At 64.9% G+C, this 16882-nt stretch carries 16 protein-coding genes; 6 read left to right on the top strand and 10 right to left on the bottom strand.

Annotated elements, in window-relative coordinates:
- The first annotated feature begins 24 nt into the window (after window positions 1–24).
- Window positions 25–315, top strand: a complete 291-nt coding sequence (locus CA237_RS00080) for an Hpt domain-containing protein (RefSeq protein WP_066687343.1) — start codon at window positions 25–27, stop codon at window positions 313–315.
- On the opposite strand, the gene CA237_RS00075 is transcribed toward CA237_RS00080, so the two are convergent.
- The 8 genes from CA237_RS00075 to CA237_RS00040 all read right to left on the bottom strand — a co-directional run bounded on the left by CA237_RS00075 (window position 316) and on the right by CA237_RS00040 (window position 9773).
- Window positions 316–1494, bottom strand: a complete 1179-nt coding sequence (locus CA237_RS00075; RefSeq protein ID WP_126012219.1) for a VWA domain-containing protein — start codon at window positions 1492–1494, stop codon at window positions 316–318.
- Window positions 1495–1503: 9 nt separating this feature from the next.
- On the bottom strand, window positions 1504–2856 hold the full coding sequence (locus CA237_RS00070; RefSeq protein WP_126012215.1) for a hypothetical protein: 1353 nt from the start codon (window positions 2854–2856) through the stop codon (window positions 1504–1506).
- A gap of 53 nt (window positions 2857–2909) precedes the next feature.
- Entirely contained in the window at window positions 2910–3452 is a 543-nt protein-coding gene (locus CA237_RS00065; protein WP_066687352.1) for a CHAP domain-containing protein, read from the bottom strand.
- Window positions 3453–3555: 103 nt separating this feature from the next.
- Window positions 3556–4401: a MoxR family ATPase gene (locus CA237_RS00060; protein ID WP_066687355.1), complete on the bottom strand. Its 846-nt coding sequence runs from the start codon at window positions 4399–4401 to the stop codon at window positions 3556–3558.
- A gap of 48 nt (window positions 4402–4449) precedes the next feature.
- Window positions 4450–5100, bottom strand: coding sequence for a hypothetical protein (locus tag CA237_RS00055; protein ID WP_232307825.1), 651 nt, complete (start codon window positions 5098–5100; stop codon window positions 4450–4452).
- A gap of 174 nt (window positions 5101–5274) precedes the next feature.
- Window positions 5275–7314, bottom strand: coding sequence for an RNA polymerase sigma factor RpoD (gene rpoD / locus CA237_RS00050; RefSeq protein ID WP_066687359.1), 2040 nt, complete (start codon window positions 7312–7314; stop codon window positions 5275–5277).
- A gap of 165 nt (window positions 7315–7479) precedes the next feature.
- Entirely contained in the window at window positions 7480–9285 is a 1806-nt protein-coding gene (gene dnaG, locus CA237_RS00045; protein ID WP_066687361.1) for a DNA primase, read from the bottom strand.
- 35 nt (window positions 9286–9320) lie between these two features.
- The gene (locus CA237_RS00040) at window positions 9321–9773 is read right to left on the bottom strand and encodes a GatB/YqeY domain-containing protein (protein ID WP_066687363.1); all 453 of its coding nucleotides are present in this window, start codon (window positions 9771–9773) and stop codon (window positions 9321–9323) included.
- 146 nt (window positions 9774–9919) lie between these two features.
- Between CA237_RS00040 and carA the strand changes: the two genes are divergently transcribed.
- From carA to CA237_RS00015, 5 genes are all read left to right on the top strand, one after another.
- Window positions 9920–11113, top strand: coding sequence for a glutamine-hydrolyzing carbamoyl-phosphate synthase small subunit (gene carA / locus CA237_RS00035; RefSeq protein ID WP_066687365.1), 1194 nt, complete (start codon window positions 9920–9922; stop codon window positions 11111–11113).
- Window positions 11114–11128: 15 nt separating this feature from the next.
- Window positions 11129–11350 carry a hypothetical protein gene (locus CA237_RS00030; RefSeq protein ID WP_066687367.1) on the top strand — a complete coding sequence of 74 codons (222 nt, stop codon included), beginning with the start codon at window positions 11129–11131 and terminating at the stop codon, window positions 11348–11350.
- Window positions 11351–11352: 2 nt separating this feature from the next.
- Window positions 11353–14685, top strand: a complete 3333-nt coding sequence (carB, locus tag CA237_RS00025) for a carbamoyl-phosphate synthase large subunit (RefSeq protein ID WP_126012212.1) — start codon at window positions 11353–11355, stop codon at window positions 14683–14685.
- A gap of 84 nt (window positions 14686–14769) precedes the next feature.
- Entirely contained in the window at window positions 14770–15246 is a 477-nt protein-coding gene (gene greA, locus CA237_RS00020) for a transcription elongation factor GreA (RefSeq protein ID WP_066687369.1), read from the top strand.
- A 6-nt stretch (window positions 15247–15252) separates the two neighbouring features.
- Entirely contained in the window at window positions 15253–15909 is a 657-nt protein-coding gene (locus CA237_RS00015; protein ID WP_066687370.1) for a rhomboid family intramembrane serine protease, read from the top strand.
- A 167-nt stretch (window positions 15910–16076) separates the two neighbouring features.
- Here the strand turns inward: CA237_RS00015 and CA237_RS00010 are convergent, their stop codons facing one another.
- Both CA237_RS00010 and CA237_RS00005 read right to left on the bottom strand, forming a co-directional pair.
- Window positions 16077–16298: a DUF4170 domain-containing protein gene (locus tag CA237_RS00010; protein WP_066687371.1), complete on the bottom strand. Its 222-nt coding sequence runs from the start codon at window positions 16296–16298 to the stop codon at window positions 16077–16079.
- Between the two features lie 91 nt (window positions 16299–16389).
- The gene (locus CA237_RS00005) at window positions 16390–16839 is read right to left on the bottom strand and encodes a hypothetical protein (protein WP_066687373.1); all 450 of its coding nucleotides are present in this window, start codon (window positions 16837–16839) and stop codon (window positions 16390–16392) included.
- Window positions 16840–16882 lie beyond the last annotated feature (43 nt).

The following is a 16882-nucleotide window of genomic DNA, read 5'->3' as shown; positions in this document are numbered from 1 at the left end:
CCCCGTTCGCACTATGACGATTCCATGGCTTATGATCCCGGTGCGATCGATGCGACGCTGGCGGCGGCGGTAGGCGACGAGCCGCTGCTGATCGCCGAGCTGCGCGGAGCGTTCATCGACAGCGCGCGGCGGGTGCTGGCCACGATGGAAAGCGCGACCGGCGAGCAATGGGCGGGGGCGGCGTTCCGGCTGAAAGGGCTTGCCGCCAGCTTCGGCGCGGTGCGGCTGATGACGCTGGCGGCCGAGGCTGCGCTCGCGCCGGTTGGCGATCCGACGACGTTGCGTCGCCTCCACCGGGCGATCGACCGCTTCTGATCAGCGACGGCGCGATAGCTCGCGCATCGCTGCCTCCAGTCCGTCGATCGTCAGCGGATACATTCGTCCGGCAAACAGGTCGCGGATCAGCTGAGTGGATTGGGTCCAGCCCCAATGCGCTTCGGGTGCCGGGTTAATCCATGCCGCCGACCGCCAATGCGCGGTCAGGCGTTGCAGCCATACGGCGCCCGCTTCATCATTATGGTGTTCGACCGACCCGCCGGGATGGACGATCTCATAGGGGCTCATCGCCGCATCACCCACCACGACCAGTCGATAGTCGGGGCCATAGGTCCGCAGCAGCTCGGAGGTCGATTGGCGTTCGGCAAAGCGCCGCCGATTGTCGCGCCACACCCCTTCATAGATACAATTGTGAAAATAGAAGAATTCGAGATGCCGAAACTCGGCGGTGGCGGCGGAGAATAACTCCTCGACCTGCTCGATGAACGGGTCCATCGACCCGCCGACATCGAGGAACAGCAGCAGCTTCACCGCATTGCGCCGCGCCGGACGCATCGCGACGTCGAGCCAGCCGCGCCGTGCAGTGTCGGCAATGGTTGTATCGAGGTCTAGTTCGTCGGCGTTCCCCTCCCGCGCGAAGCGACGCAGGCGGCGCAGAGCGACCTTCAGGTTGCGGGTGCCCAGCTCACGGTCGTTGTCGAGGTTGCGAAACTCGCGCCGTTCCCAGACCTTTACCGCCCGGCGATGCCGGCTCTCGCCACCGATGCGAATGCCTTCGGGGTTATAGCCGCCATGGCCGAACGGGCTGGTCCCGCCGGTGCCGATCCATTTCGATCCGCCATGATGTGCCTCGTCCTGCTCGGCAAGGCGCTGACGGAGTGTCTCCATCAGCTGATCCCAATCGCCGATCGCCGCGATCTTAGCCATCTGTTCGTGTGATAGATATTGCTCCGCCACCGCCCGCAACCAGTCCGCCGGGATCGCGACCGGGTCGACTCCAGAGGGCGAGGTGATGCCGCCGAACACTTCGCCAAAGGCACGGTCGAACCGGTCGACCATCGCCTCGTCCTTCACGAACGTCGCGCGGGCGAGGTGGTAGAAGGCGTCGATCGTCGGTTCGATGACGCCGCGATCGATCGCTTCGATCAGGACGAGCTGTTCGCGGATACCGACCGACATGCCGGTGCGCCGCAGCGCTTCGACGAAGGAATGGAACATCGCGGCAGGTTACCGCATCGCCCCGTACAACCGCCAGTGCGTACCCGAAAGCCCGGCGGGGTCGCCGCGCGCGATCTCGCGATAGGTGCGGCCGCACCAGAATGGCCGGTCGGGGAAGCGCGTGTCGCCATCGCGTTCGACGAGATGAAAGCGGGCGGGCGGGCAGGCGGTTTCGGCGACGGTCAGGGAATAGCGTTGCGAGCGAGCGGCGGCGATCAGGATTGCGCTGGACCGGCTATAGTCGACCGATACGATGGCCCCGCCCGGCGCGACGCGTGCCAGGGTCGCGACCGCCCGGCCGGGGTCGCCGCGCAGGTTGCGGATTATTGCCCTGTCGGCGACTGCTGCGGTGAGGAGGAAGGTGAGCGAGATAGCTGCGGCAATCCACCGCTTTACAGGATGATTCCATGCCATCGGCAGGATGATGACGGTCAGCAACAGCAGGGGCGGGACGACGACGGCATAATAGCGCGCAGCACCGCTATTCGGCAGCGCGAGGAGCGCGACCGCCAAGGGCAGTGCGCAGGCGATCAGCGCAAGCGTCGCCAGCCGGTCGCTCGTGCCGCGCGCCAGATAGAGGAGCGGCACGGCCAGGATTGTGGCGCCGAACATGCCGGCAAGCAGCTGGCGCATCGCATCGGACCATTTGAGCCAGTCGTGCGGCTCGCGATTGCCGATATGGAACCCGCCGCCTCCAGCCGCGGCAGCCCACGCGCCGGCAACCAGCAGGACAGCGACCGCCGCCGCCGGAGCGAACAGGGCGATGGTGTCGGGCAATCCTTTGCGCCAGCCTGCATTGCGGCATCGTTCCACCGTGACCCATAATGTCAGGATCACAAGCGCAAACATCATCGTCGCCTGGGCAAGGCAGCCGAGCAGGGCGGCAATCGTCAAGGCGCTCGACGGCTTCGGCCGTGTGGGATCGGCCAACCAGCCATCTATGATGGCGATGGCGGAAACGCAGGCGAGTAGCATCGGGGCATAGCCGCGCGCCTCCGCGCCATAGGTCAGCAGGAAGTGCGCGACGGCGAACGCGACGGCCGCGCAGATTGCCGGTGCTGGCCCGCGTCGCGCAGCGATCGCTGCGGCAACGACGATGGTCGCGGAGCTGCTGACTATGGAAAGGGCGCGCTGGAGGATCGGTGGTGCTGCCGGACCGACCAGTTGGAGCCACAGCGTATTCAGATGGTGGTTGTTGTCGTGATTGATCTGGAACAGCACGCCCGCCGGCGTCGCCACTTCCTGCGCGAAGACTGCCGACCATGCTTCGTCTAGCCAAAGCCCGCCCCGCGCCGCAAAACAGCGCAGGACCAGTCCCGCCAGCGCGATCCCGACGATCCAGAGCCAATGTTCCCGCCGCATGCCCATCCCCCCGGGCGCGGGTCTAGCCGAGCGAGTATCCAGTCGTCACGCCCTCAGCGGGCATAGGCGTCGATCAGCGACCCGACATAGTCGGGCGCCGCGCTGCTCAGTTCGGTGGCGGGACGGGGGCCGTAGATGAAGCCGTGCGTCGGATAGACCGAACTGCCCAGTCCTTGCGAATCACGATACCAGACCTTCACCTGCGTCCAGTCGCCCTTCGGCGAAACGTCGAACACCGTCACGTCCTGTTCTACGCCGCCGCGCACCCCGTTGATCCGCGACCAGTTGGCATGCGTCACCATTGCCACGCGCGGTTCGACGACCCGACTGATGACGAGGACATGGCCGAGCGGGAGGCGGGACGTCCTGGCAAAGGTCAGGACCGCGCCGACCTTCGGCGTGTGGCCACGCGGATAGCGTCCATTGGCCTGATCCCACCATGTCCAGGCATCGCCGTAGATTTCCACACCCGACGCGGCCCGCGCGAAGGGAACGCATTGCCCGACATAATCGAGCAGTGAACGTGCCCCGAGCGGGAAACTGGCGGCACCGGCAAAGACGAGGAGCAACAGGCCCCGGACAAGCGAACCGAACATGGCGCCATAGTGCGACCGCGATGGTGACCGATCGGTTGGCGATCGTGGTTAACGAAATCTTCCGACCACGCATCGTCGCGTCATGGCAACGGCCTGGCCGATGTCAGCCGCCCGTGCGCCGGTGCAGGAAGGCGAGCCGTTCGAACAGCATCACATCCGCCTCGTTCTTCAGCAGCGCACCGTGCAGCGGCGGGATCGCCTTGCTCGGATCATGCGACGCCAGCACGTCCAGCGGCATGTCGTCGTGTAGCAGCAGTTTCAGCCAGTCGATCAGTTCGCTGGTCGACGGCTTCTTCTTCAACCCCGGCGTCTCGCGCACCGCAAAGAACAGATCGAGCGCGCGGTTGACCAGCACGCGCTGGATACCCGGGAAATGCACGTCGAGGATCGACTGCATCGTCGCCCGGTCGGGAAAGCGGATATAGTGGAAGAAGCAACGGCGCAGGAAGGCGTCGGGCAGTTCCTTCTCGTTGTTCGATGTGATGACGACGATCGGCCGCTCGCGCGCCGTCACCCGCTCGCCGGTTTCATAGACGTCGAACGCCATGCGATCGAGTTCGTGGAGCAGGTCGTTCGGGAATTCGATATCGGCCTTGTCGACTTCATCAATCAGCAGCACCGGCAGTGTCGGGCTGACGAACGCGTCCCACAGCTTTCCCCGCCGGATGTAGTTGCCGATGTCGTGGACGCGCGGGTCGCCGAGCTGCCCGTCGCGCAGCCGCGCCACGGCGTCATATTCGTACAGGCCCTGCTGCGCGCGGGTGGTCGATTTGACGTTCCATTCGATCAGTGGCGCATCGATCGCCCGCGCGATCTCCTGCGCCAGCACGGTCTTGCCCGTGCCCGGCTCGCCCTTGACCAGCAGCGGACGGCGCAGCGTCACTGCCGCATTGACCGCGACCTTCAGGTCGTCGGTCGCGACATATCCTTCGGTTCCTTCGAAGCGCATCGGTGGTGTCGTCATGGCCGCGACGATAGGCGGCGAAGCGAACGGGCGCTAGCCGCGGCTTTCCGCCCGGGCGAGCAGCAGGTCCCACAGCCCGCGATGCTGGGCCAGCAATTGCTGCAGGCCGAAGGTCATGGCGCGCTCGATCGGCGCCGCGTCCGTTACCTGATCGATCACGCGCAGCGTCTGCGCGGGCGACGGCAGCGTGAGCGGGATTGTCTCCAGCCCCAGCCGGATCGCCGCGGCGTCCAGCGGCCGGCGGATCACCGGCCAGTCGAGCGTCACCGCGATGGCCGCCCCCAGCGCGCAGCCGGGCCGCCCCGATCGCGCCAGCAGGTCGATCGCATGGCGCTGCGCCGCCAGTGCCGCTTCCGCAGCAGCCTGTCCCGGCGTGCCCGGCGGCGGGCCTGCTGCGGCCGATACGCGGATCAGATAGGCGCGTTCCTCGGCAAATGCGGCAGCCGCCTGTTCCAGCCATGGCGCGGCAGCCGGGTGGACGTCGGCGCGCGCCGCATGATCGACCACGCCCGGATGGCGGCCGTGAAGCGAGCAGAGCTGGTGCAGCGCGTCGGCGATATCGCGCAACAGCGCATCGTTTCGCGACAGGCGGTCGGGCGCGACATGCCCGGCGCTGCCATCGGCGAGAACGATCCGCGCCAGCCGTTCCGCGGTATCGCATCCATCCCTGTTCGCAATTGCCACTATCAACCGCCGGCTCCCATGATGTCGATGGAGCCGGTATGCCGACAATAGATAACCCAAGCGCGTAGGAACACGGTTGCCGCTATTTTAACCGCGATGACGCGCGGATTAACGGGATCGAAACTGTCCCGAAACGAAGCGCCCCGGCACTTTGGTAAGGGCCGGGGCGGTCGATTACTGGTCGAGGAAGGAACGCATCTTGCGACTGCGGCTCGGATGCTTGAGTTTCCGCAGCGCCTTCGCCTCGATCTGACGAATGCGTTCGCGGGTCACGCTGAACTGCTGGCCGACTTCCTCCAGCGTGTGGTCGGTGTTCATGCCGATGCCGAACCGCATGCGCAGCACGCGTTCCTCACGCGGGGTCAGGCTGGCAAGGACGCGGGTGACCGTTTCCTTCAGGTTCGCCTGGATCGCGGCATCGACCGGGATGATCGCGTTCTTGTCCTCGATGAAGTCGCCCAGATGCGAATCCTCCTCGTCGCCGATCGGCGTTTCGAGGGAGATCGGCTCCTTGGCGATCTTCATCACCTTGCGAACCTTTTCGAGCGGCATAGAGAGGCGCTCGGCCATCTCCTCCGGCGTCGGCTCACGGCCCTGTTCGTGCAGGAACTGGCGGCTGGTGCGCACCAGCTTGTTGATCGTCTCGATCATGTGGACCGGGATGCGGATCGTCCGCGCCTGATCCGCGATCGAGCGGGTGATCGCCTGCCGGATCCACCAGGTCGCGTAAGTGCTGAACTTGTAGCCACGGCGATATTCGAACTTATCGACCGCTTTCATCAGCCCGATATTCCCCTCCTGGATCAGGTCAAGGAATTGCAGCCCGCGATTGGTGTATTTCTTGGCGATGGAGATGACGAGGCGCAGGTTCGCCTCGACCATTTCCTTCTTGGCGATCCGCGCCTCGCGCTCGCCCTTCTGCACCATGTTCACGATGCGGCGGAATTCGCTTAGCGCCATGCCGGTCTGCTGCGCAATTTCGGCGATTTCGGTGCGGATGCGGTCGACGGCGGCGCCTTCGTTGTCGGCGAACGCCTTCCACTTCTTGTCGATCGTTGCGACCGAGGTCAGCCACTGTTCGTCGAGCTCGTGATCGACATAGCTGTCGAGGAACGCCTTGCGCGGTACCTTGTGACGCTCGGCGAGACGCAGCATCTGCCCGCCCAGCGCCGTCAGGCGACGGTTATAGGCATAGAGCTGATCGACCAGATATTCGATCTTCGCCTGATGGAACTGCACGCTTTCGACCTCGGCGGTCAGTTCCTCGCGCAGCTTCTGGTACTTGCGCTCCTCAGCCGCGTTCAGCCCGTCGCCGGCTGCCATCGCATCCAGACGCTGCGACTGCATCTTCGAGAATTTCTTGAAGATGGCGGTGATGTTGGCGAACTTTTCCAAAGCCTGGGGCTTCAGCTGTTCTTCCATCTGCGCGAGGCTGAGGGTGTTGTCCTCGTCATCATCATCGCTCGGACGCGGGGCGCGGCGTTCGCCGTCCTCGTCCTCGTCGGCCGATGCTTCCTCGGGCTCTTCCTCTTCCTTGAAGCTGGGGCCGGCGTTCTTCGACGAGATTTCGCCATTGTCGTCGGCGTCTTCGTCGTCGGACAGCGATTCCGGTGCCGGGTCCTTCGACAGCATCGCGTCGAGATCGAGGATCTCGCGCAGCTGCATCGTGCCTTCGTTCAAGGCGGTCGACCAGCCGATGATCGCGTTGAAGGTGATCGGCGATTCGCACAGGCCGAAGATCATCGTGTCGCGACCGGCCTCGATCCGCTTGGCGATGGCGATTTCGCCCTCGCGGCTCAGCAGTTCGACCGCGCCCATTTCGCGCAGGTACATGCGCACCGGATCGTCGGTCCGGTCGACGGTTTCCTTCTTCTTGACCGGTTCGAACGCGGCGGCGGAATCGTCCTGATCGGCGGACGAGTCGTCGTCGCCGTCCTCGTCCTGCTTGGCGCGTTCCTCGCCTTCGCCGTCCTCGCCCGCGTCTTCATTCTCGACGACGTTGACGCCCATGTCGTTCAGCGCCGACATGATGTCCTCGATCTGCTCCGAGGTCATCTGATCCTGCGGCAGCATTTCGTTCAGCTGGTCGACGGTGATGTAGCCGCGCTTCTTGGCGCGGGCGACCAGCTTCTTGATCGACCCTTCGTTGAGGTCGATCAGCGGCGCGTCGCCGGTATCGATCGTGTCGTCGCCGCCACCATTCGCCTTGGCCATCAATAACCCTCAAGAAATTTTACGCAGCGCGTCGTTCGCGCGATTTTACCCGTCGTCTTTGTCCGAGCCAGCGCGATTTGCAAGCAATCAGCGTGCAATCCGGCGTGCGACGGGTGGATTTCGGGCGATTCTATGCGCCGGATATGGGAGGGAGGCGAAGGGGGATCAAGCCGCCTCGTCCAGTTCCTCCATCCAGTCACGAATCCGGGCCTGCACCGCCGCATGGTCGGACCGCGCCTGCTGATATTCGGCGAAGGTCCGCTCGGTCGTGTCCTGACGACAGCGTTCGGCGGCAGCATTTTCCGCACGGCGGCACGCCTGTTCGTCGACCAGGATCTGGATCACCCGCAACAGGTCGGTTTCGGCGACCTCAGGAGCGGTCCCGCGCAGCCAGAAGCTGAAGGCGAGATCGGTTTCCTTGTTCCGTCGCGCCATGTCGACCAGCTGCCGGTCGGCGGCGATCGTGTCGGTCAGCAGGCTTTCGGTCAGGTCGTTGCGATAGATCGCCAAGTCGATCAAGTGATTGCGCCAGCGCTGCAATTGCCCGTTCAAGATCGGCAGCTGCGCGACGAGTTCGCAATGCCGCTTTAGCACGTCGACATGCTGCATCAGGCCCATCAGGATGGCACGCTGGAACGCGAAGACCAGATCAACCTTCCGCACGTCGGCCGCCGCCGCCATGTCGTTCGCGACGATGCGCAGGCGACGGTCCTTCGCCCCGAACAGCGCGAAGAACTGATCCTTGAAGGTCCGGAAATATTCGCGGCGAATGCCTTCATGGGTGATCGTCCCCGCCAGGCGCGCCAGTTCATGCTCGAACGCGGCGCGCTCGTCGGGGCCGGCGCCGGGCGGCAACGTCGCCAGCTCCAGCCGCCACAGGAAATCGGATAGCGATTCGCGGCGGGCGAGCAGGTCCTCGAACGCCTGCGGTCCCTCGGCACGAACCAGATCGTCGGGGTCCATGCCGTCGGGAATGGTGACGATCGAAATGCTCTTGCCTGGTTGCAGCAGCGGCAGCGCGCGTTCGGCCGCGCGCCGCGCCGCCTTGATCCCGGCCGCGTCGCCGTCGAAGCACAGGATCGGACAGTCGGCCATCCGCCACAGCCGTTCGAGCTGATGCTCGGTCAGCGCGGTGCCTAGCGGGGCTACGACTTCATCGAAACCAGCCTGGGCCAGCGCGATGACGTCCATATAGCCTTCGACCGCGATCACCCGCTTCGCCTTGCGCGCGGCGGCCTGGGCACGGTCGATATTGTAGAGCGTCCGCCCCTTGTCGAAGAGCGGGGTTTCGGGCGAGTTCAGATATTTCGGCTCGCCGTCGCCGAGGATACGCCCGCCGAACGCGATCGTCCGGCCACGCGCGTCGCGGATCGGGATCATCAGCCGGCCGCGGAACCGGTCGTACGGCTCCTTGCCCTCGACCGATATCAGCATGCCCGATTCGACCAGCATCGGGTCGCCGTAGGACGCCAGCGCGGCCTTCAATCGGCCACGGGCATCGGGGGCGAACCCCATGCCGAACGCACGGGCGGTTTCCGGCTTGATCCCGCGCTTGGCGAGAGCGTCGCGGGCGATGCCGCCTTCGTCGCCCAGCCGGTCCGCGAACCAGCCCTGCGCATCGGACATCAACTCGTGCAGCCCCTTGGCGCGTTCCGCCTGCCGCGCCGAGCGCGCATCCTGCGCCGGCATCTCCATGCCGGCGGCGGCGGCCAGTTCCTTCACCGCGTCGATGAAGGGCAGGCCGCGTTGGTCGGTCATCCAGCGGATCGCATCGCCGTGCGCGCCGCAGCCAAAGCAATGGTAGAAGCCCTTGTCGTCATTGACCCAGAAGCTCGGCGTCTTCTCGGTATGGAACGGGCAGCACGCCTTGAACTCGTTGCCCGAGCGCTGGAGCTTCACCGACTTGCCGACCAGCGCCGACAGGGTCGTGCGGGTGCGCAACTCGTCAAGGAACTGGGGGGATAGGGTCATGGCTTCCTGTGGCTCGCGTGCCCGCTATCGGCTGTTCAGCTTAGCGCCGCTTTGACCGCCGCGCTAGCCTTGCTCATGTCAAGTTCGCTGCCGTGGCGCGACTTCAGTTCGGCCATCACGCGGCCCATGTCCTTCATGCCGCTGGCGCCCAGATCGACCTTGATCGCCTCGATCGCCGCCGCCGTCTGCGCCTCGTCCATCGGGGCGGGCAGGAAGCGTTCGATGACGGTGACTTCGCGCGCTTCGCTGGCGGCGAGTTCGGGACGGTTGCCCTTCTCGTACATCTCGATCGATTCGCGGCGCTGCTTCACCATTTTCTGCAGCACTTCGACCACCAGCGCGTCGTCGCTCTCAGGCGCCTTGCCGGTGCGTGCCTCGATATCGCGGTTCTTGATCGCCGACTGGATCAGGCGGATCGTGGCGGTCGTCTCCTTATCGCCGCCCTTCATGGCGGTGACGAGGGCGTCCTTGATGGTATCGCGAATCATGGCGGTTCCGATGTCGTTCGTTTGGATAAGCGAATACCCATAGCCGCAATCGATGCGCGATCACAGGATTGACGCGACGCGGGGTTGGGACTAGCCGCCACCGCTTAGCGACATCATCAGACAAACCCGAGGAGTGCCCGCCCATCATGGCCGACGCCAAGCCATTCGCCATGCCCGAAGGAGCTACCGGGGTTCTTGTCCTTGCCAATGGCGACGTGCTGTGGGGCCGTGGCTTCGGCGCGGAAGGCGCTGCGGTCGGTGAGGTGTGCTTCCACACTGCGATGACCGGCTATCAGGAGATCATGACCGATCCGTCCTTTGCCGGGCAGATCATCACTTTCACCTTCCCGCACATCGGTAACGTCGGCACCAATGTCGACGACGTCGAGGCGAACGACCCGCACGCGCTGGGCATGATCGTTCGCGAGGACGTGACGGCGCCGTCGAATTTCCGTTCGAATGAACACCTTGATGCCTGGATGGCGCGGCACAACCGGATCGGTCTTGCGGGCATCGATACGCGGGCGCTGACCCGGCGGATCCGGGAGGGCGGGGCGCCGAACGGGGTGATCGCGCATTCGGCGAGCGGCGAGTTCGATATTCCGGCGCTACTGGCGCAGGCACAGGCATGGCCTGGGCTGGAGGGCATGGACCTTGCCAAGACCGTGTCGTGCGAGACGCATTATGGCTGGGCCGGCGGGGCTTGGCATCTGGGCAAGGGCTATGACGACAGCACGCACGCGGAAGGTCGCGAAGGTGTCGCGAAACGCGATTCGCGCCCGCATGTCGTTGCGATCGATTATGGCAGCAAACGCAATATCTTCCGCAACCTTGTTCACGCGGGTGCTGAAGTAACCGTGCTACCCGCCACCGCGACCTATGAAGAGGTCATGGCGGCGAACCCGGACGGCATCTTCCTGTCGAACGGTCCGGGGGATCCCGCGGCAACCGGCGAATATGCGGTGCCGGTGATCCGGAAGCTGCTGGATACCGGCAAGCCGTTGTTCGGCATCTGTCTGGGGCACCAACTCCTTGGACTCGCTGTGGGTGCAAAGACCACCAAGATGCATCAGGGGCATCGCGGCGCGAACCATCCGGTCAAGCGGCTGTCGGACGGTGCGGTCGAGATCACGAGCATGAACCACGGCTTCGCGGTCGAACGCGACAGCCTGCCGGACGGCGTGGTGGAGACGCATGTATCGCTGTTCGATGGTTCGAATGCCGGCATCGAAGTTGACGGCGGTCGTGCGTTTAGCGTGCAGTACCATCCCGAAGCGTCGCCCGGTCCGCAGGACAGCTTCTATCTGTTCGAGCGGTTCGTGGGGATGATGAAGAATTAGGCGAGACCCGACGGAATGCGCTTTCGCATCAAACCGGAATGTATCGACGCTGCACTTGCGGACTTCCGCGATGCTGGTGTCGAGCCGGACCGGATCGAAGCGCGGCCGGAAGAAGGCGAAGTCGCCGTCGAGTTTCACCGTTTGACTTACGATGACGCGGCCAAGCTGGTTCGCGCATTCAACCCTGAATATTCCGCGATCATTGGTGTGATCGGCGGGCCGCCGTTCGAGGACTAACTATGCCAAAACGCACCGACATTTCGTCCATCCTCGTCATCGGCGCGGGGCCGATCGTCATCGGCCAGGCTTGCGAGTTCGATTATTCGGGCGTGCAGGCGATCAAGGCGTTGAAGGAGGAGGGCTATCGCATCGTCCTCGTCAACTCCAACCCCGCGACGATCATGACCGATCCGGAACTGGCCGACGCGACCTATGTCGAGCCGATCACCCCGGCGGTCGTGGCCAAGATCATCGAGAAGGAGCGCCCCGATGCGGTGCTGCCGACGATGGGCGGGCAGACGGCGCTGAACACCGCGCTGGCGCTGGCCAATGACGGCACGCTGGAAAAGTTCGGCGTGCAGATGATCGGCGCCGATGCGGAGGCGATCGACAAGGCCGAGGACCGTCAGAAGTTCAAGGTCGCGATGGAGAAGATCGGCCTCGAATCCGCGCGCAGCCATATCGCGCATAGCGAGGCGGAGGCGCTGGCCGGGTTGGAGCATGTCGGGCTGCCGGCGATCATCCGCCCGTCTTTCACGCTGGGCGGGACCGGCGGCGGCGTCGCCTATAACCGCGACGAGTTTCTGAAGATCGTCCGCGAAGGGCTGGACGCGTCGCCGACCACCGAGGTGCTGATCGAGGAATCGCTGCTAGGGTGGAAGGAATATGAGATGGAGGTGGTCCGCGACCGTGCGGACAATGCCATCATCGTATGTTCGATCGAGAATGTCGATCCGATGGGCGTGCACACCGGAGATTCGATCACGGTCGCCCCGGCGCTGACACTGACCGACAAGGAATACCAGATCATGCGCAACGCATCGATCGCGGTTCTCCGGGAAATCGGTGTGGAAACAGGGGGTTCGAACGTACAGTTCGCGGTCAATCCGAAGGACGGCCGCCTGATCGTCATCGAGATGAACCCGCGCGTGTCGCGGTCGTCGGCGCTGGCGTCGAAGGCCACGGGCTTTCCGATCGCGAAGGTCGCGGCGAAGCTGGCGGTCGGCTATACGCTCGACGAGATCACCAACGACATCACTGGTGCTACGCCGGCGTCGTTCGAACCGACGATCGATTATGTCGTCACCAAGATTCCGCGCTTCGCCTTCGAGAAGTTCAAGGGGTCGCAGGCGGTGCTGTCGACGGCGATGAAGTCGGTCGGCGAGGTCATGGCCATCGGCCGCAACATCCATGAATCGATGCAGAAGGCGCTGCGCGGCCTCGAGACCGGGCTGTCGGGCTTCAACCAGGTCGACCGGCTGGTCGGCGCGCCGCGTGCGGAGATCGAGGCGGCTTTGGCCGTCGCCACGCCCGACCGGCTGCTGGTCGCGGCGCAGGCGCTGCGCGAAGGCTTCACCGTCGCCGAAGTGCACGCCATCGCCAAATACGACCCGTGGTTCCTCGAACGCATGGCGGAAATCGTCGCGGCCGAAAGCGAAGTTTGCACCAACGGCCTGCCGCAGGACGCGGCGGGGATGCGTCGCCTGAAGGCAATGGGCTTTTCGGACAAGCGTCTGGCATGGCTGGCGCTGCAATCGGCCAATCTGCGCGGCATGGAACGCGGTATCCAGCGCGGGTCCGGCCTGATCCACGAGGTCGTCAAGATGATGACCGGCGGCGTGACCGAGGACGAGGTGCGTCAACATCGGCACAAGCTGGGCGTGCGGCCGGTATTCAAGCGGATCGACACCTGCGCCGCCGAGTTCGAGGCGAAGACGCCGTATATGTACTCGACCTACGAAGCGCCGACCTTCGGCGAGCCGGAGGACGAGAGCCAGCCGTCGGATCGCAAGAAGATCGTCATCCTGGGCGGCGGGCCGAACCGGATCGGGCAGGGGATCGAGTTCGATTATTGCTGCTGCCATGCGTGCTTCGCGCTGAGCGATGCCGGGTTCGAGACCATCATGGTCAACTGCAACCCGGAAACGGTATCGACCGATTACGACACGTCGGACCGGTTGTATTTCGAACCGCTGACCGCCGAGGACGTGCTGGAAATCCTGCATGTCGAGGCGTCGAAGGGTGAGCTGGTCGGGGTGATCGTGCAGTTCGGCGGGCAGACGCCGCTGAACCTCGCCCGCGCGCTGGAAGCGGCCGGTATCCCGATCCTGGGCACCACGCCGGATTCAATCGACCTGGCCGAGGATCGCGAGCGGTTCGCCGATCTGGTCACGTCGCTGGGCCTACTCCAGCCGGCCAACGGCCTGGCACGCAGCCGCGACGAGGCGGCGGTGATCGCCGAGCGGATCGGCTATCCGGTGCTGATGCGGCCGAGCTATGTGCTGGGCGGACGCGCGATGGAGATCGTCGACTCGCTCCAGCAGCTCGACGACTATATCCAAACGGCGGTGCAGGTGTCGGGGGACTCCCCCGTTTTGATCGACCAGTATCTGCGCGACGCGATCGAAGTCGATGTCGATGCGATCGCCGATGGCGACGATGTCGTGGTCGCCGGCGTGCTGCAGCATATCGAGGAAGCGGGCGTCCATTCGGGCGACAGCGCGTGTTCGATGCCGCCCTATTCGCTGGGCGCCGACGTCATCGCCGAGATCGAGCGGCAGACGGTGGCGCTGGCCAAGGCGTTGAGCGTGAAGGGGCTGATGAACATCCAGTTCGCGGTCAAGGACGGCAAGGTCTATCTGATCGAGGTCAATCCGCGCGCCAGCCGCACGGTGCCGTTCGTCGCCAAGGCGATCGGCACGCCGGTCGCCAAAATCGCGGCGCGGGTGATGGCGGGCGAGAAGCTGGCCACCCTGCCGACTATCGATCGGGACATCGATCACGTCGCGGTCAAGGAAGCGGTATTCCCGTGGGGCCGCTTCCCCGGCGTCGATCCGGTGTTGTCGCCGGAAATGAAGTCGACCGGCGAAGTCATGGGGATCGACAGCGATTTCGCCACGGCTTTCGCCAAGGCACAGATGGGCGCGAACATCGTCCTGCCCAAGAGCGGCACGGTGTTCGTGTCGGTGAAATCAAGCGACAAGCCGGTGATCCTGCCGGGCGTGCAGTTACTGGTCGAGCTGGGCTTCAGGATCGTCGCGACCAGCGGAACCGCCGATTATCTTGCCGAGAACGGCGTGCCGGTCGAGCGTGTAAACAAGGTGGCGCAGGGTCGTCCGCATATCGTCGACAAGATCTTCGACGGCGATATCGCGATGATCTTCAACACCACCGAAGGGTGGCAGTCGCTGAAGGACTCCGAATCGATCCGCGCGTCGGCTCAGTCGCAGAAGGTGCCCTATTTCACCACGGCGCCGGCGAGCGTCGCTGTGGCGCAAGCCATTCAGGCGCTGGGTGCCCGGTCCCTTGAAGTGCGGCCGTTGCAGTCCTATTATTCGCAATCGCACAACTGATCCCCATCAGCGGAATGTTGCGCGCGGACGGGCAGGGAGGCCCGTCCGTGTGGCGGGGGTAATGACAAAAGGGACGCGCGCGCGATGGCGACGGTCGAAAAGATGCCGATGTTGCAGGAGGGCTATGATCGCCTGACGGCGCACCTCAAGCAGCTGAAGGTGGAACGGCCGCAGATCATCGACGCGATCGAGGAAGCGCGCGCCCATGGCGACCTGTCGGAAAATGCCGAATATCATGCGGCGAAGGAACGGCAGGGTCAGATCGAGGCGTCGATCGCCGATATCGAGGACAAGCTGTCCCGCGCGCAGGTGATCGATCCGAAGGACCTGTCGGGCGACAAGGTCGTGTTCGGCGCGACCGTGACGCTGCTCGACGAGGACGACAAGGCGATCACCTATCAGATCGTCGGCCAGACCGAGGCGGACGCCAAGTCGGGTCGCATCTCGTACAATTCGCCGATGGGCCGCGCGCTGATCGGGCGCAAGGTCGACGACGATGTCGAGGTGACGGTGCCGTCGGGCGACCGTTATTATCAGATTTCGAAGATCGAGTTCATCTAAGCCGCCATGTTCGAACGGCGTCCGTCACCGGCGATCCTGACGATCGGCGGGCTGATTGCGATCGTCAGCGGGTGGCTGATCCTTACCGGTGGCGTGTGGAGCGCGTCGATCGCGGCGGGCTTCGTACCGTTGCGGATGACGAGCGACCCGGCGTCGATCGAGGGGTTCGCCTCGTTCTTTCCGGTGTGGCTGACGCCGATCACCGCGGCGTTCATCCATGACGGGTGGCTGCATCTGGCGTTCAACCTGCTGAGCCTGGCGATCGTGGGTACGCCGACGCAGCGCGCGGTGGGGTTGCGTGGCGTCCTGGTACTGCTGCTGGTCGGGGCCTATGCGTCGATCGCGGCACAGTGGCTGGCCGGGCCGACATCACCCGCGCCGATGATCGGGGCGAGCGGCGCGATCTCCGCATTGATCGGGGCCTATGCGCTGCTGTTCGGCGGGGGGAAGGCCAAGCCGATCGGACCGATCCCGGCGCATGTGGTCCATGCGATCTGGCTGGGCGTCTTCTGGACCGCGCTGAACCTGTTCATCGGCTGGTCGAGCGCGGGCAGCGAGATGCCGATCGCCGGCGCGGCGCATGTCGGCGGGTTTATTGCCGGGATGGTGCTGTTGCGGCCGTTGTTGGTGTGGCGCTGGGGCGGGCGTCGCGGAGAGGGTTAGGCTTCGCCCTTCACCCTACTGCCAATCCCGTTTGCTTCGAGCGTAGGTTCGAGCCTGTCGAGAACCAAAGTCGAGAAGGGGGTGCTTCAAACGACCGGGTTCTCGACGGACGCTTCTCGACTTCGCTCGAAGCTGCTCGAACTGAACGGGTAGGGTAGCGAGACCCCTTACGCCGCCGGCAGTTCCGGCTCGAGCAGGCGGTGAAGGTGGACCACCACATATTTCATCTCGGCATCGTCGACGGTCCGCTGTGCCGCGGCGCGCCATGCCTTTTCGGCGCTGGCATAGTCGCCAAAGATGCCGACGACGTCGATCGCCTTCAGGTCGGCGAAGTCGAGCGTGCGCGGATCGGAGACGCGGCCGCCGAAGACGAGGTGGAGTTTGCTCATGGTCGTTCCCGCAGTGCAAAAAAGGATACGCCCCGTCGCATAGCGAACGGGGCGCACCCTTCAACCCATAAGTTGCGGACCGCGATGCGGATCAGCCCTTGATGGCGCTTTTCCCGCTGTCGGTCGCGGCCTGTACCACGTTCGAGAAGACCGAACGCAGCTGTTCCTTCGCGCCGTCCTTGCTGGGCAGCGCGGCGGCGAGCTGTTCCTTGCCCACGTCGCGGGCGGTCGTCGCGGCGGCGGTGGCGGCGGCCGACAGCTTCTTGCCGAGCGGGGCGAGCGCCTTGGTCTCCTGTGCGGTGCGCGGCAGCAGCGCGCCGACGACGGCGCCGAGCGCCAGGCCGCCCGCGAGGACGGCGAGCGGGTTCGCCTCGATCGTATCGGCCGCGCGCTGGCTCGCGTCATGGGCGACTTCGGAGGCGCGCTTGGCGGCGTCGTGCGCGGCGTCGCTGGTGGCGTGGGCGGCGGTCGCGGCCTTGTCCTTGATCGTGTCGATCGTGCCGGTGGTGGTCGCGGTCGGGGCGGTCTTGAGTTCGCTCATGATACTATTCCTTTGTCGGGGCGGTCGGGGGCAGGGGCGGCGG

It is taken from the genome of Sphingomonas sp. ABOLH, assembly GCF_003951715.1.
Classification (GTDB): Bacteria; Pseudomonadota; Alphaproteobacteria; order Sphingomonadales; family Sphingomonadaceae; genus Sphingomonas; species Sphingomonas hankookensis_A.
This window is presented reverse-complemented; position numbering and strand designations above follow the sequence as displayed.